13 protein-coding genes are annotated in these 14457 nt (G+C 66.0%); 11 read left to right on the plus strand and 2 right to left on the minus strand.

Translation table 11 applies throughout. The features are described 5' to 3' along the window. Position 1: 1 nt before the first annotated feature. Genes ACX80X_RS12970 through ACX80X_RS12985 form a run of 4 tightly spaced genes read left to right on the plus strand, consistent with a single transcriptional unit; the run spans position 2 to position 4092 of the window. Entirely contained in the window at positions 2-763 is a 762-nt protein-coding gene (locus tag ACX80X_RS12970; RefSeq protein ID WP_308216185.1) for an SDR family oxidoreductase, read from the plus strand. Between the two features lie 16 nt (positions 764-779). Next, entirely contained in the window at positions 780-1676 is an 897-nt protein-coding gene (locus ACX80X_RS12975) for a fumarylacetoacetate hydrolase family protein (protein ID WP_252600376.1), read from the plus strand. Positions 1677-1712: 36 nt separating this feature from the next. Continuing rightward, positions 1713-2927, plus strand: coding sequence for a CaiB/BaiF CoA transferase family protein (locus ACX80X_RS12980; RefSeq protein ID WP_256471163.1), 1215 nt, complete (start codon positions 1713-1715; stop codon positions 2925-2927). Positions 2928-2931: 4 nt separating this feature from the next. Next, positions 2932-4092, plus strand: a complete 1161-nt coding sequence (locus ACX80X_RS12985) for an acyl-CoA dehydrogenase family protein (RefSeq protein WP_252600378.1) — start codon at positions 2932-2934, stop codon at positions 4090-4092. Positions 4093-4106: 14 nt separating this feature from the next. On the opposite strand, the gene lhgO is transcribed toward ACX80X_RS12985, so the two are convergent. Continuing rightward, positions 4107-5339, minus strand: coding sequence for an L-2-hydroxyglutarate oxidase (gene lhgO, locus ACX80X_RS12990; protein ID WP_252600380.1), 1233 nt, complete (start codon positions 5337-5339; stop codon positions 4107-4109). A 48-nt stretch (positions 5340-5387) separates the two neighbouring features. On the opposite strand from lhgO, the gene ACX80X_RS12995 reads away from it, so the two are divergent. Together ACX80X_RS12995 and ACX80X_RS13000 are read left to right on the plus strand one after the other, a co-directional pair. Beyond that, complete coding sequence (locus ACX80X_RS12995) at positions 5388-6089, plus strand: GntR family transcriptional regulator (protein WP_252600382.1); 702 nt, start codon at positions 5388-5390, stop codon at positions 6087-6089. A 592-nt stretch (positions 6090-6681) separates the two neighbouring features. Then, the gene (locus ACX80X_RS13000) at positions 6682-8277 is read left to right on the plus strand and encodes an alkaline phosphatase D family protein (RefSeq protein ID WP_459312240.1); all 1596 of its coding nucleotides are present in this window, start codon (positions 6682-6684) and stop codon (positions 8275-8277) included. Positions 8278-8341: 64 nt separating this feature from the next. Here ACX80X_RS13000 and ACX80X_RS13005 read toward each other — a convergent pair whose 3' ends face one another. Continuing rightward, on the minus strand, positions 8342-9253 hold the full coding sequence (locus tag ACX80X_RS13005) for an alpha/beta fold hydrolase (protein ID WP_252600385.1): 912 nt from the start codon (positions 9251-9253) through the stop codon (positions 8342-8344). Here ACX80X_RS13005 and ACX80X_RS13010 point away from each other — a divergent pair. The 5 genes from ACX80X_RS13010 (at position 9203) to ACX80X_RS13030 (ending at position 14330) form a co-directional block, all read left to right on the plus strand. Next, entirely contained in the window at positions 9203-9886 is a 684-nt protein-coding gene (locus tag ACX80X_RS13010; RefSeq protein WP_459312242.1) for an SDR family NAD(P)-dependent oxidoreductase, read from the plus strand. The genes ACX80X_RS13005 and ACX80X_RS13010 overlap by 51 nt on opposite strands. Before the next feature lie 217 nt (positions 9887-10103). Beyond that, positions 10104-11621 (plus strand): purine-cytosine permease family protein, encoded by a 1518-nt coding sequence (locus ACX80X_RS13015; RefSeq protein ID WP_459312244.1) that lies wholly within the window; start codon positions 10104-10106, stop codon positions 11619-11621. Next, positions 11614-12225 (plus strand): TetR/AcrR family transcriptional regulator, encoded by a 612-nt coding sequence (locus ACX80X_RS13020; RefSeq protein WP_252600391.1) that lies wholly within the window; start codon positions 11614-11616, stop codon positions 12223-12225. Before ACX80X_RS13015 ends, ACX80X_RS13020 begins: the two co-directional genes overlap by 8 nt. Before the next feature lie 99 nt (positions 12226-12324). Next, complete coding sequence (locus ACX80X_RS13025; protein WP_459312246.1) at positions 12325-13314, plus strand: nitrilase-related carbon-nitrogen hydrolase; 990 nt, start codon at positions 12325-12327, stop codon at positions 13312-13314. Beyond that, on the plus strand, positions 13311-14330 hold the full coding sequence (locus ACX80X_RS13030) for an agmatine deiminase family protein (RefSeq protein ID WP_459309630.1): 1020 nt from the start codon (positions 13311-13313) through the stop codon (positions 14328-14330). Before ACX80X_RS13025 ends, ACX80X_RS13030 begins: the two co-directional genes overlap by 4 nt. The last annotated feature ends 127 nt before the right edge of the window (positions 14331-14457 follow it).

A 14457-nucleotide genomic window follows, 5' to 3' on the forward strand; every position in this document is an offset into this window, starting at 1 on the left:
TTTGAAGGGAAAGAACGTCCTGGTTCCGGGCGCAAGTTCGGGGATAGGCCTCGCCATTGCCCGGGCGTTGGCCGAGGAAGGCGCCAACGTGGTGCTGGCGGCGCGGCGCGAGGACCTGGTGCGGGCGGAAGCTGCGCGCCTGGGTTCCGCCGTCGGCGTCGGCATTGACCTCATGGACGACGGCGCCCCGCCGGCCTTGGTGGAAGCGGCGGAGGAGGCCTTTGGCGCGATCGATGTGCTCATTCTTAATAGCGGCGGACCGCCGCCCGGCGGCGCCGCGGACGTCTCCGTTGAACAGTCCCTTGGCGCCGTGCACCAGCTGCTGCTGCAGCACATCCGGCTCACTGCCCTCGTGCTTCCGGGCATGCGGGTCCGTGGGTGGGGGCGCGTGGTGGCAGTGGGCTCCAGCGGCGTGCAGCAGCCGCTGCCCAACCTCGCGTTGTCCAACATCGGGCGGGCGGGGCTCGCCGGCTACCTGAAGACCCTGGCGGCGGAGGTCGCCAGGGACGGCGTGACCGTCAACATGGTGCTTCCCGGCCGCATCGACACCGACCGCGTCGGCTCACTGGATGCAGCGGCGGCCAAACGCACCGGCCGCTCGCCGGAGGAGACGAGGGCGGACTCGGAAGCTTCGATCCCTGCCGGCCGGTACGGCAAGCCCGAAGAATTTGCCGCCGTCGTGGCCTTCCTCGCGAGCGGGCCTGCCTCCTACGTGACCGGGGAACAGATCCGCTGCGACGGCGGACTGGTCCGTTCCTACTAACCGAAAGAACCATTCCATGACTTCCCGCGTCCTTCATCTATGCGCCATCCGCGACGAACACACCCCCGATGCGGCCGCCCCCGGGCAGGCCCGCGAAGAGGCGGCCGTCGTCCACCCGCGGCGCGGAGCCGCGCTGGTCCGCGACCTGCTCCCGGGCTTTACCGGCGACATCCTCGATGTCCTGACCGGAGGCCTGCTCGGGGACCTGGAAACGGCCGCAGCCAACGCCGAGGACGCCGTCTTCCGCGATCCGGAGCACCTCACCTACGGCGCCCCGTACCGCCGCCCCCGCATGCTGTGGGGAATCGGCCTGAACTACGTCGAGCACGCCTCCGACCTCACCGAGGCCGTGCCCGACGAGCCTGCCTCGTTTATCAAGGGTGACCATACGGTCATCGGCCCGGACGAGAACATCCCGATCCCGGAGCAGAGCCAGCGCACCACCACCGAGGCGGAGATCGCCGTCGTGATCGGTCGATACTGCCGCAATGTCGAGCCGGAGGATGCCCTGTCCTATCTCGCCGGCGTCGTACCGGTCCTGGACCAGACCGCGGAGGACATCCTGCAACGCAATCCGCGGTTCCTCACCCGCTCCAAGAACTTTCCGGGATTCTTCTCCTTCGGCCCCCGGATCGTGCCCCTCGCCGAGGTGGAAGAGGCCGCCGGCTCCCTGGCCGAGGTCACGGTGTCCACCGTGGTCAACGGGGAGGTGCGCCGCAGCAATACGGTGTCGCACATGCGCTACGACCCGGCCTACCTGATCAGTTTCCACAGCAAGGTCATGCCGCTCTTCCCCGGTGACATCATCTCCACGGGAACACCCGGAGCAGTGCACATCGAGCCGGGGGACCTCGCTGAATGCCGCGTGACGGGCCTCGGAACCCTCAGCAATCCCGTGACCGCCTCCAACTGAGCTTGCCGAACCACAACCGAAGGAGGCTGACGCTCGTTGAGCAGCACCCCATCTTTCCCTCACGGCCCTCCCGCCGCCGCACCCTTGGACGGAATCAAGGTGGCGGATTTCTCCCGGGTCCTCGCCGGGCCCTTTGCAACCATGATGCTCGCTGATTTCGGCGCCGATGTGATCAAGGTGGAGAGCCCGGGCGGCGACGACACCAGGGCCTGGGTGCCCCCCGTGGACGAACACGGCGCGGGGACATACTTCTCCAGCGTCAACCGGAACAAGCGCTCGGTCGTGTGCGACCTGCGCACCGAGGAAGGGCTCGCGCAGGCGCGGGACATAGCGTTGGCCGCCGACGTCGTCGTTGAGAACTTCCGGCCGGGCGTCATGCGGCGCTTCGGACTGGACTATGAAACCCTGCGGGTGGAGCGCCCGGACCTGGTCTACTGCTCCATCACCGGATTCGGAAGCAAGGGCGGGGCGCACCTGCCTGGATATGACCTTCTGGTCCAGGCCGTGGGCGGACTCATGAGCGTCACCGGATCCCCGGAGTCGGAACCCAGCAAGGTGGGGGTGGCGCTGGTGGACGTGGTGACCGGCCAAAACGCGGTGGTAGGCATCCTTGCCGCTCTGCGGAGCCGTGACCAGACCGGCAGGGGACAGCTGATCAACGTCAACCTGTTGTCCTCGCTCCTTGCCGGGCTCGTCAACCAGGCCTCCAGCACCCTGGCTACGGGCGAATCCCCGCAGCGAATGGGCAACGCTCATCCCAGCATCGCGCCGTACGAGACGCTGCGCACCGCGGACGGGCCCCTCGCCTTGGCGGTGGGAACGAACAAGCAATTTGCCGCCCTGGCACGGGTGTTGGGCATTCCCGAACTGTCGGACGACAGCAGGTTCCGCGGGAACGTGGACAGGGTGGCCCACCGGGACGCGCTGAAGGCGCTGCTTGAGGAGCAGCTTCAAAAAAAGCCGGCAGTGGAGTGGTCGGGCCTGCTCAGTGAAGCGGGCGTACCCGCCGGCAAGGTCAACTCCATCGTCGAAGCGATCCAGCTGGCCGCCGATCTGGGGCTGGAGCCCGTAGTGGAGATTGCGGACGAGTCCAGCCCCCGAACCTCCCGACAGGTAGCCAACCCCATCCAGCTCTCGGAAACCCCCGCCACGTACCGGCGGCTGCCGCCGCTGCTCGGCGAACACAGCGGAGCGACGTTCCCGGCGCGGACCCACCGGGCAGCCCCCCAAACCCATCCCACCGGAAAGTAGAACCATGACTGACACTTCAGACCTCATCGGCATCGACACGCTGCTCACGCCGGAGGAAGTCACCGTGCGGGAGAAGGTCCGCGGATTCGTGGACTCGGTCATCAAACCGAATATTGCTGACTGGTACGAGCACGCGGAGTTCCCGCTGGAGATAGTCCCGCAGATGGCTGAACTCGGCCTGCTCGGCATGCACATCAAGGGCTACGGGTGCCCCGGCCGGACCTCGGTGGAGTATGGCCTGGCCGCCCTGGAGCTGGAGGCCGGCGACTCCGGGCTGCGGACCTTTGTCAGCGTCCAGGGTTCACTGGCCATGAGCGCCATAGCCAAGCACGGATCGGAAGAGCAGAAGCACGAGTGGCTTCCGCGCATGGCCGCTGGAACCGCCATCGGCTGCTTCGGCCTCACCGAGCCCTCCGCCGGGTCCGACCCCGGGAACATGCTGACCTTCGCAAAACGCGACGGCGACGACTGGATCCTCAACGGCACCAAACGCTGGATCGGGCTGGCCTCGGTGGCGCAGGTGGCCATCATCTGGGCCATGACGGACGACGGCGTCCGCGGTTTCGTCGTCCCCACCGACACCCCCGGGTTCAAGGCCACCCCCATCCAGCAGAAACTGTCCATGCGTGCGTCCATTCAGTGCGATATCGAACTGACGGACATCCGGTTGCCGGCGAGTGCCATGCTGCCCAAGGCCAAGGGCCTCCGCGGCCCGTTTGAGTGCCTCAATGAGGCCCGCTACGGCATCATCTGGGGCGCCATGGGGGCGGCACGTGACAGCTACCTCACGGCACGGGACTACTCGCAGCAGCGCATGCAGTTCGGCAAGCCGTTAGCCGGTTACCAGCTGACCCAGGAGAAACTCGTCAACATGGCATTGGAGATCAACAAGGGCACGCTCCTGGCTTTGCAGTTGGGCCGGCTGAAGGACGCCGGAGTCCTCCAGCCGCACCAAATCTCCGTGGGCAAGCTGAACAACTGCCGCGAAGCGATCAAGATCTGCCGCGATGCCCGGGCCATGCTTGGCGGCAACGGCATCACCCTGGACTATTCCCCGCTGCGCCACGCCAACAACCTCGAGAGCGTGCGCACCTATGAGGGAACGGACGAGGTGCACACGCTGATATTGGGCAACCACATCACCGGGATTCCGGCCTTCCGCTGAGGAGGCGCTTCCGGTTACTGGGCGCCGGCCCGCCCGGGGACGGCGCGCCCTTCGAGCGCTTGGTTGACGATGTATTCGGCGATGGCCAGGGAGGAGGTGGCGCCGGGTGAGGGGGCGTTGCGTACAAGGACTGTGTCCTGGCGGCGGGCAATCACAAAGTCATCCACGAGGGACCCGTCAGCGTTCATCGCCTGGGCACGTACACCCCGCGTGCCGGGAACGATGGACGCACCCTCGAGCGAAGGGACGAAACGCGTTGCCTCGGCGATGAATTTGCGCTTGCTGACGACGGTCTGGAACTCACGCGCAGCCGAGGGCAGGTTCTTGCGGGCGAAGTTCCAGAAAGCAGGGAACAGCGCATAGTCCAGGACGTCGCGCACATTGACGTCCTTCCAGGAGTAGGACTCCCGTCCGAACGAGATGAAGGCGTTGGGGCCCAGCATCATTTCGCCGTCGATGCGCTTGGTGAGGTGCACTCCAAGAAAGGGATGCTGTGGATCAGGAACCGGATAGATTAGGCCCTTTACCTGGCTGCGGGCCTCTGAACCGAGAAGAAAGTATTGTCCGAAGAACGGCACGATGCGCGGGGTGGAGGGTTCCCCCATCGACGCGGCCAGCCGGTCGGATTGGAGCCCGGTGCAGGCCACCACAAGGTCGTAGTGTTCACCTCCGTCCCTGGTGTGAACCACGACGCCCTGCCCCTGCTGTTCAAGAGAGCGGACTTCCTGACCCAGCCTGATCTGTCCGCCTGCCTCACGGACGTCGCCGGCAAAGGCGTTGGTGATGGCGGCATAGTCGACGATGGCCGTCTCAGGCGAGTGCAGTGCCGAGATCCCGACAGCATTAGGCTCCACGTCCCTGATCTCGGCGCCGCTGAGCATCCTGGCCCCCGGTACCAGGTTGGCTTGTGCCCGGACAAAGATAGCGTCAAGCCGCCGGCTTTCCTCGGCCGTCTGGGCGATGACGAGCTTGCCGCACTGATCGTAGGGCAGCTTCTTGGCGGCGCAGTATTCCTTCAGCAGATGGACTCCGCGGCGGCACAGCGTGGCCTTCAGGCCGCCGGGTTCATAGTAAAGGCCGGCGTGCACCACTCCGGAGTTGTGGCCCGTCTGGTGAGAGGCGAGTTTCTCCTCCTTCTCGTAGACAGTGACCGAGGCTCCTTCCAGTCGGTTTGTCAGCTCCCGTGCAACGGCGACACCGATAATGCCACCGCCGACGACGGCGCAGCGCAATGGTTCCGTGGGCATGTCGATCCTTATCATTGGGTGGAAAGTTGTCCGTGCGAGAATGTGCTCGTGGACAACCTTGAACGTGCAGTCAATCTGACAGATCAGGCCATCACAAGACTCCGAACTGCGATATTGGGCGGCGAGTTGAAGCCGGGGGAGCTTTACTCCGCGACCCAGCTGGGCGAATGGCTGGGTGTGTCGCGAACGCCGGTCCGGGAGGCAGTGCAGCAACTGGCGAAGGCCGGCCTTGTAGTAGTCGAGCGCAATAGAGGGATCCGTGTCCGGTCAACAACGTTGGAAGACCTGATCGAGGGATTCCAGGTCCGACTGATGCTCGAGGTGCCCGTGACCCGGCAAGCTACCGCAGTCCGCACGGACGCCGATGTCCAAAGGGTCACAGAGGCGTTCAACACCTTTCAGAAAATTGCCGAGAGCGGCGGTCCTGCTGCTACTTTGCGGGCCGACCGCGACTTCCACCTGGCGCTGCTAACTACCTCCGGCAATCACCGGGTGGTGAAAATACTGGAGGACTTGCGTAACGTCGTCCTGCTCACTGGGGTGGAAACCGTCCCCAAATCGCGTTCTTCCCGGGAAGCTTTTGAGGACCATCGGGACGTCTACGAGGCTTTCGTGGCCGGGAAGGCCGAGAAAGCCGGACAGGACATGCGGCGCCATATACTCAATACGGCCCGGCTGCTTATCCTGCGCGAAGCCCACGAACGCGGCATTCCCACGGGCGACGTTGACTCACTTCTCAGCTGGGCTTAACTCGCCTGGTAAACGAGCGGCGGAGATCTGGAATCGGCACCTCGAATAATCTGCATCCGTATAAATTACCCCTGTTGCATGCAACATGCAACACATATCGGGCGCTTGGTGACTCGGTTCCACGAGGACCCGCTCGGCCCTGTTGTCCTGTCCCAGTGACCTTAGGCCCTGGAGCAGACGACGCACCTGTTCCGGCTGCTCGAAGTTGGCGAAGTGGCCGCACAGCTTGCGCGGATCAGTGCCGGCGCTGGCGGTCCGCTCCGGCCGCGTCGCGGCAATATGCAAAGCCAGGAAGCCCGGCGTACCGGACGTTGGAGACCCACGTCCGAAGCCCTGTTGGATATGCACAGTGCACGGGCCCAGCTCTTGGTATTGTGTGCCGCCGCAGCGTAGCCGCCCACGTTGCGGATTCCTGCCGAACGCGCATGCCCGCCGTCCGTTGCTGATCTCTATCAGGGATCGGAGCCGCGGCGTCACCGGGCCGGACGAGGGGACGCATGCTTCTCCCGGTTCATGGCTTGTTAGCCGGCGGGTTCCCTGGCGGTTCCCGGAGGCTGCCTTCCTGTTCACGGTCCGCGGCCATGCTGGCTCCATGCCTCTCCTACTGCCCGGTAACTCGCATCTGATCGACCGCCGCCTCTTCCTCGCGGGGGTGGCCGGTGTCTCCGCTGCCGCCGCGCTGGCGGCCGCCCCGGCTACCAGGGCGGACGCTGCGTCGGCGCCGGCGCGGGCCAAGGACGATCCCTTCACGCTGGGTATCGCATCCGGTGACCCCACGCCTTCCGGCGTGGTGCTGTGGACCCGCCTGGCCCCGAAACCGTTCGACCCGAACGGCGGCATGCCGCCGGGCCATGCGGTGGTGGAGTGGCGTTTGGCCAGTGACGCCGGGATGCGCGATGTTGTCCAGCGCGGGAGCGCGCACGCCCCGGCGCAGCTGGGGCATTCGGTCCACGTGGAGGTCGAGGGCCTGGCACCGGACAGCGAGTACTTCTACGAGTTCAAGTTCCGTAACCACTTGTCCCCCGTGGGCCGGACCAAAACCTTGCCGGCCCCCGGGGCGGATGTACGGCAGCTCGATTTTGCTTTCTCCTCCTGCCAGAAGTGGGAGGATGGCTTCTTTCCGTCTTACCGCCATATGGCCGCAGAGGACCTCGACTTTGTGGTGCATCTGGGCGATTACGTTTACGAGTACGAGATCGCCGCAGGCGGCGGGCTGCGTCGCACACCTGTCCCGGCGGCTGCCCAGCCGGCCCCGCAGACGCTTGAGCAGTGGCGGGCCCGCTACGCTCTCTACAAGTCCGATCCCGACCTGCAGGCGGCGCACGCCCGGTTCCCGTTCGTCGTTTCCTGGGACGATCACGAGGTTAAGAATGACTATGCCGGAGGCTGGGAGGGGCAGACCCAGGCCTTCACCGCAGTGCGGGCCGCGGCCTACATGGCGTACTACGAGCACCAGCCCTTGCGGGCACGGTCGCTGCCCCGCGGTACGGAAATGCAGCTTTACCGGCGGTTGCGCTATGGCCGCCTCGCGCAGCTGGACGTTCTGGATGGACGCCAGTACCGCGACGCCCCGCCGTGCGGCTGGGGAGAAGCCCAGGCATGCGAAGCGGCGTACGACCCGTCAATCAGCATGCTCGGCTCAGAGCAGGAGCAGTGGCTCTACGACGGACTGCGTGACTCAGAGGTGCGGTGGAACATCCTGGGGAACAACGTCATGGTCTCCCGCCTCGACCACGACGGTGCCGCGGGCGAGCTGCTGTGGCACGACGCCTGGGACGGTTTTCCGGCAGCCCGCAAGAGGCTGCTGGATGTGATCGCCGAGCCGGCGGTGCGCAACGCCGTGTTCATCACGGGCGACTGGCACTCCACCTTCGTCAACGACGTTCACCTCGACTTCGACAAGCCGGACTCCCCGGTGGTGGCCACCGAGTTCGTGGGGAGCTCCATCAGCACGAACGGCGACGTGCCGGTTTACGGGCCCTACTACGGGCCCATGATCGGGTTTAACCCGCACATCAAATTCTTCGATGGCGACCGGCGGGGCTACGTCCGTTGCCAGGTCACTCCCGAGCGCTGGCGCACGGAGCTTCGCATGGCCACCGGAGTGGGGACCCGGACCGCAGGGCAGTACACGCATGCGGTGTTCGAGGTCGAAGACGGCAAGCCGGGCGCAGTGCAGGTTTCATAGCGGCTAGTTCAACCTGCGCCCGCAGCTGACGTCCCGCCGTCGTCCGCTTGGCCACGCTGCCCGGTCACAGTGACCACATGTCCTCGAGAAGTCGTTGCACCTGTTCCGGCTGCTCGACGTTGGCGAAGTGCCCGCAATGCTGGATCGTCACAGTCTGGACTTGCGGCACTGTGGCGGCCAGCCGGTCCAGGTCGGAGGGAGACGTGAATACATCAGTTTCCCCGCGGGTTGCTAGCACGGGGCAGCGGATGCCGCGCCACTGGTTAAAGTCGTAGTGCGCCACTGCCCGGGCAGCCGCGGAGAAGCTGGCCGGACGGGCGTTATGGCCGAGCCCGCGGATCACCCCAGCTGACATGCCTGGGGGATCTGCGAAGAACGGTGACATCAACGGTCCCATCACGGGTGTGGCACCGACTGCGCGGACCATTGCCAGCCCTGCTGGACCTAGGGCCGCCAGTGAGCGCATGAGCAGCATCATGCCGACAAACGCCGGGAACCGGGACAGGCTGCGCAGTGGCTCGCGGGCGGCCTCAGACACGCCGAATGTTGTGGGCGAAATGGCAGCCACGCTGGCGGTCCGCTCCGGCCACGTCGCGGCAATATGCAAAGCCAGGAAGCCTCCCATGGAGTGGCCCACGAGGTTCCATCGCGGGTAGTTGAGCAAGTTCAGTACATCGGTGACTGCGCGTGTCATCGTCTCGATGCCGAAGTGTTCCAGCCGGGCTCCCTTAGTGGATTCGCCCCAGCCCGGCAGGTCAATCAGGACACGATCGTGGTGCGATGCTTCGGAAAGCAGCGGCCGGAAGGTGGCCCAGGATCCCGCGGCGCCGTGCAGGTACACCTCCGGTGTGCCGGACGCCGGAGCCCCGCTTCCGATGCCCTGTTGGACTCGCACAGTGCACGGGCCCAGCTCTGTTGGAATTGTGTGCCGCCGCAGCGTAGCCACCCACGTCGCGGATTCCTGCCGAACGCTCATGCCCGCCTTCCGTTGCTGATCTCTACTAGGGATTCGGAGCCGTGGCGTCACCGGACCGGACGTACAGGCTACAGCTGCTGGGTTTGGCATCAAACGGAACAGATCGAAACCACCATGTTCGGTCCCATGAACGTCACCCGCGCTGCCCTGCCGGTCCTGCGCGCCCAGCGCTCCGGCCTGGTGGTCACCATCTCCTCCACCGCCGGCCTCGCAGGCGGCGAGTTCCTGTCCGCCTACGCCGCGTCGAAGTTCGGCGTGGAAGGCTGGGCGGAATCCCTGGCACTCGAGGTCGCACCGTTCGGCATCCGCTCCATGATCGTGGAGCCGGGGTTCTTCCGCGCCGAGCTGCTCACCCCGGAATCCACCAGCTACGCGGAATCCACCATCGGGGACTACGCCGAACGCACCGCGCAGACGGTCACCGCGTGGAAGGGCATGAACGGCCTCCAGGGCGGGGACCCGGCCAAGCTCGCCGAAGCGCTGATCCAGCTGGCCGAACTGGACGAACCCCCGCTGCGGTTCGCCGCCGGAGCCGACGCCGTGGGCGTCTTCGAGACCCGAGGAAAGGCCCTCCAGCTCCAGGCCGACGCGCACCGCGAACTCTCCAGGAACCTCGCGTTAAGCGACGCCTGACAAAACGGAAATGGACGACGGCGGGAGGTCCCGCCGTCGTCCATCACCCACCACCGCAAGGCCCCACCACAGTTCAGCCGGACGCCGGCCGCTCCGACCCGTCCGGTGCTGCATGGTGGCGGAGATGCGTGTTGTGGATCAGCTATTGACTGAAAATTCAGTCAGGCCTTATGGTTGATGCGATACATCAACGTGATGTAGCTCACGAAGGCTTGCCATGATCAGCACGCGCTTCCGCAAAGACGCGGATTCCGTCGGTGCCGCATCCGCGCACAAGGACCGCTTCGGCCGCATTGAGTCGGCCGGCATTGAGTTCATCCCCGACGAACAACGCACCTCCCGCCCCCGGAACCTGTTCACCGTGTTCTTCGGCGGCAACTTCGCCTTCTCGGTCATCGTTTTCGGCTGGCTTCCCATCACCTTCGGCCTGGACTTCGTCGGCGCCGCCACGGCCAGCCTCACCGGTCTCCTCGTTGGTACAGCCCTGATCGCCCCGATGGCCCTCCTGGGGCCACGGACCGGCACCAACAACACCGTTTCCAGCGCCGCACACTTCGGCACCCGCGGGAGGTTGATCGGTTCCGCCCTGACCCTGTTGTTCGCCCTTGCGTACGCCGCCATCGCGGTCTGGACTTCGGGCGACGCGCTGGTTGCCGCCGCCGAGCGGCTGCTGGGCGTGTCCGTTGACGGCACCACGCTGGCCATCGGCTACGCCGTGATCTCCGTGGAAATCGTATTGGTTGCGCTTTTTGGCCACGGCACCGTGGTGGCGATGCAGAAATTTGTCGCCCCAGTGGTCGGCATTCTGCTGCTCATCGGCGTCGTTGCTTTCGCTCCAACGTTCAGCCCCACCACCGTGCACGCCGACTACCTTCTGGGCCATTTCTGGCCCACCTGGATTTTGTCCGCCGTCATTTCCGTCGGAGGCCCACTGTCCTACGCGCCCACGCTGGGCGACTACAGCCGGCGCATCTCCGGGAAACTCCACTCGGACCGGTCCGTGGTCGGCGCCACCTGCCTTGGTGTGTTCCTGGGCCTGTTTGTCACTGCCCTCTTCGGCGCCTTCACAGCCTCGGCCTTCCCGGAACTCGGCGGCTCCTATGTCGCAGACCTGGTGCGGTCCGCGCCGGCCTGGTACCTGCTCCCAATCCTCATCATCGCGTTGGCCGGCGGGCTAGGCCAGGGCGTGCTCAACCTCTACGCCAGCGGCCTGGACCTCGAAGCACTCTTCCCGCGCCTGCGCCGCATCCACACCACGCTCATCACGTCGGTGATCGCCGTCGGACTCCTCTACCTTGGTGTCTTCGTGTTCAACGCGGTGGACTCCATCACCGCCATGACCCTGGTGCTCAACGGATTCGCCGGCCCCTGGGTGGCCATCAACGTCCTGGGCTTCCTGGTCGCCCGCCGCGGCACATACCACGCCGCAGACCTCCAGCTCTTTCGCGCCAACGGACCTCGCGGACGGTACTGGTTCAGCAACGGCTGGAACCTCCGGGCCGTGATCCCCTGGGCCATCGGATCAGCATTCGGCCTGCTGGCCACGGACACATCCCTCTACGCCGGTCCGCTCTCGCAGCTCGCCGGAGGAATCGACCTCAGCTTCCTTGGCTCCACAGTCATCGGAGCCGTCGGCTATCTCGCGGCGCTCCGGCTCTGGCCCGAACCGCCTGCCTCCCTGGCCGAGGCCGGACCGGAGCGGGGTGAGCACGTATTACTGTCAAACCATGACTGACAAACTAGCCAAGATCCTCACCGCCGCCACCACCTGCATCGCCAGGAACGGCGTCCGGGGAATGCGGGTCAACGATGTGGCTGCAGAAGCCGGTGTTTCGCCGGGCCTCCTGTACTACCACTTCACCGACCGGGCCGGCCTGCTTGCCGCAACGCTTGAACACATCAACAAGCAGGTCAGCAAGGACGACGCCGCCCCCTCCTCCCCTGACGCGGAAGACCGCGCCCGGCACTTCAGGCACCTGCTCCTTGACGAAATCAAGGACGACGCTGATGTCCGCCGGAATTCGGTGGCCTGGAACGAGCTCCGGGCGTGCTCCATCTTCGAACAGGAGCTGGCGGAACCGCTTTCCCGGACAACGGCGGAATGGAACCGCGAGATCGCCCAGGCCATCGTGGCCGCCAGCGAAGGCACCAGCGAGGACGAGGCCGCAGTCACTGCGGAGATCCTCACCAGTTTGGTGGAAGGGATCTCCGGCCGCTGGCTCAACGGTTTCATCACCACAGACCACGCGCGTTCCCTGTTGACGACGGCCATCGACTCACTCACCACAGCACGCCCGACGACACTGCAGGAACCTTCCGGACAGGGTCTGGGCAAATGAACCACCGACCCAACTCTCAACCACTTATCAAACGACGCGATTCCAGCGGAATCCCGCGATTATGCAAGGACCCCTAGGGTCCCGTTAGGAAACACCGCCTTGGACATCATCGCCAACACCGAACCGCCCGCCTCTTTCGCCCGGAGCCAGGAAAGCACCCGCCGGCCGCTCCGAGTGGCCCTGGTCCAGCACCGCTGGCGCGAAAACGCCGCCGAGCTCAGGTCGGTGCTGACCGGGGCCATCGGCAAAGCCGCCGACGCCGGAGCCAGGGCCGTGTTCCTGCCGGAACTTACGCTGTCCAAATATCCTGCCAACGTCCGGGCCGGCAGTAACCCCGCCCGGAATGCCGAGGACCTGCTCAGCGGCCCCACCTTCGAGTTCGCCGCCAACGCGGCCCGGAAGCACTGCGTCACCGTCCACGCCTCGCTCTACGAGCGCTCAGACGGAAACGACGGGCTGGGCTTCAACACCGCCATCCTCGTCTCGCCCCAGGGGGAGCTGCTGGCACGCACGCGCAAGACCCACATTCCCGTCAGCGCCGGCTACTACGAGGACACGTACTTCCGTGCCGGGCCGGCCGTCGACGCCTACCCCGTGCACCGCCCCGCGGAACTGGACGGGGCCGCCGTCGGACTCCCCACCTGCTGGGACGAATGGTTCCCGGAGGTCGCCCGGCTGTATTCGCTGGCCGGCGCGGAAATCCTGGTCTACCCCACGGCTATCGGCTCGGAGCCGACCTTCCCGGAGTTCGACCACCAGCCGCTGTGGCAGCACGTGATCACAGGCCACGGCATCACGAACGGCACGTTCATGGTGGTCCCCAACCGGACGGGCGACGAAGGCGACATCAACTTCTACGGTTCCTCGTTCATTTCCGATCCCTACGGCCGCGTCCTGGTCCAAGCGCCGCGGGACCGGGAAGCCGTCCTGGTGGCCGATCTCGACCTGGACCAGCGCAAGGACTGGCTGGACCTGTTCCCGCTCCTGACCACGCGCCGCCCCGACACCTATGCCGAGCTCACCCGGGACGTCGATTTCGACCGTCCGTACGGGGCGGTATCCGCACAGCAGACCGCGGCCCAGCCATGACCTGGATGATGCCGAGCGAAACGGCACCCCAGGAAAGGGTCTGGATGGCATTTCCGCCGGAGCGATCCTCGATAGGGCACACCGCGGAGGAAACCCATGAGGCCCGCACGGCGTGGGCAGCGGTGGCGCATGCTGTGGCGGATTTCGAGCCTGTCACCATGGTCGTGGACCCGCCGGACATGACTGCAGCGCGGACCTATCTTTCCGCTGGCATTGACCTGGTGGAAGCGCCCCTCGACGATGCCTGGATGCGGGACATCGGGCCCACATTCGTGACCGGCGACGACGGCCGGCTGGGCGGGGTGGACTGGGTCTTCAACGGCTGGGGGCAGCAGGAATGGGCCAGCTGGGGCAAGGATTCCGGGGTCGGTGCGGAAGTGGTGAGGGAGGCCGGGGCGGAGCTGCTGGACAGCCCGCTGGTCAATGAAGGCGGCGGGATCCAGGTGGACGGTCTGGGCACCGTGCTGGTCACCGAGACGGTGCAGCTGGATAAGTTCCGGAACCCGCACCTGACCAAGGCTGACGTCGAAGCCGAGCTGGCCCGCACCATCGGCGCCACGCATGTCATCTGGCTGCCACGCGGGCTGACCCGTGATTCGCAGGAACTCGGAACCCGCGGACACGTTGACATCGTGGCCGCTATCCCGTCCCCCGGTGTGCTGCTGGTCCACTCCCAGCGCAACCCACTGCACCCGGACTTCCAGATCACCGCCGATATTATCGCGATGCTCGCCGGGACCCGGGACGCGCAGGGCCGTGCCTGGGACATCGTGGAGGTACCGGCCCCGGACACGCTGCGCGACGAGCTCGACTGGGTCGACTACAGCTACATCAACCATCTGGTGGTGAACGGAGGCGTCATCGCCTGCAGTTTCGACGACCCCGCGGACGCGGGAGCCCGCCGGATCCTGGAGCAGGCGTATCCGGGCCGCGAAGTGGTGACGGTCGATGCCCGCGCCATCTTCGCCCGGGGCGGCGGCATCCATTGCATCACCCAGCATCAGCCGGCCGTCTGACCGCGGCAGCCATGCACCATCCTCGCCTCCGACGGCGGCTGGTCGGCGCTGTAGGGGAGCCGTACCCAACGCAAACGGACGACGGCGGGGTGTCCCGCCGTCGTCCGTTTGAGGACTGGTGGTGTGT

The sequence above is a fragment of the Pseudarthrobacter sp. MDT3-1 genome (assembly GCF_054510755.1).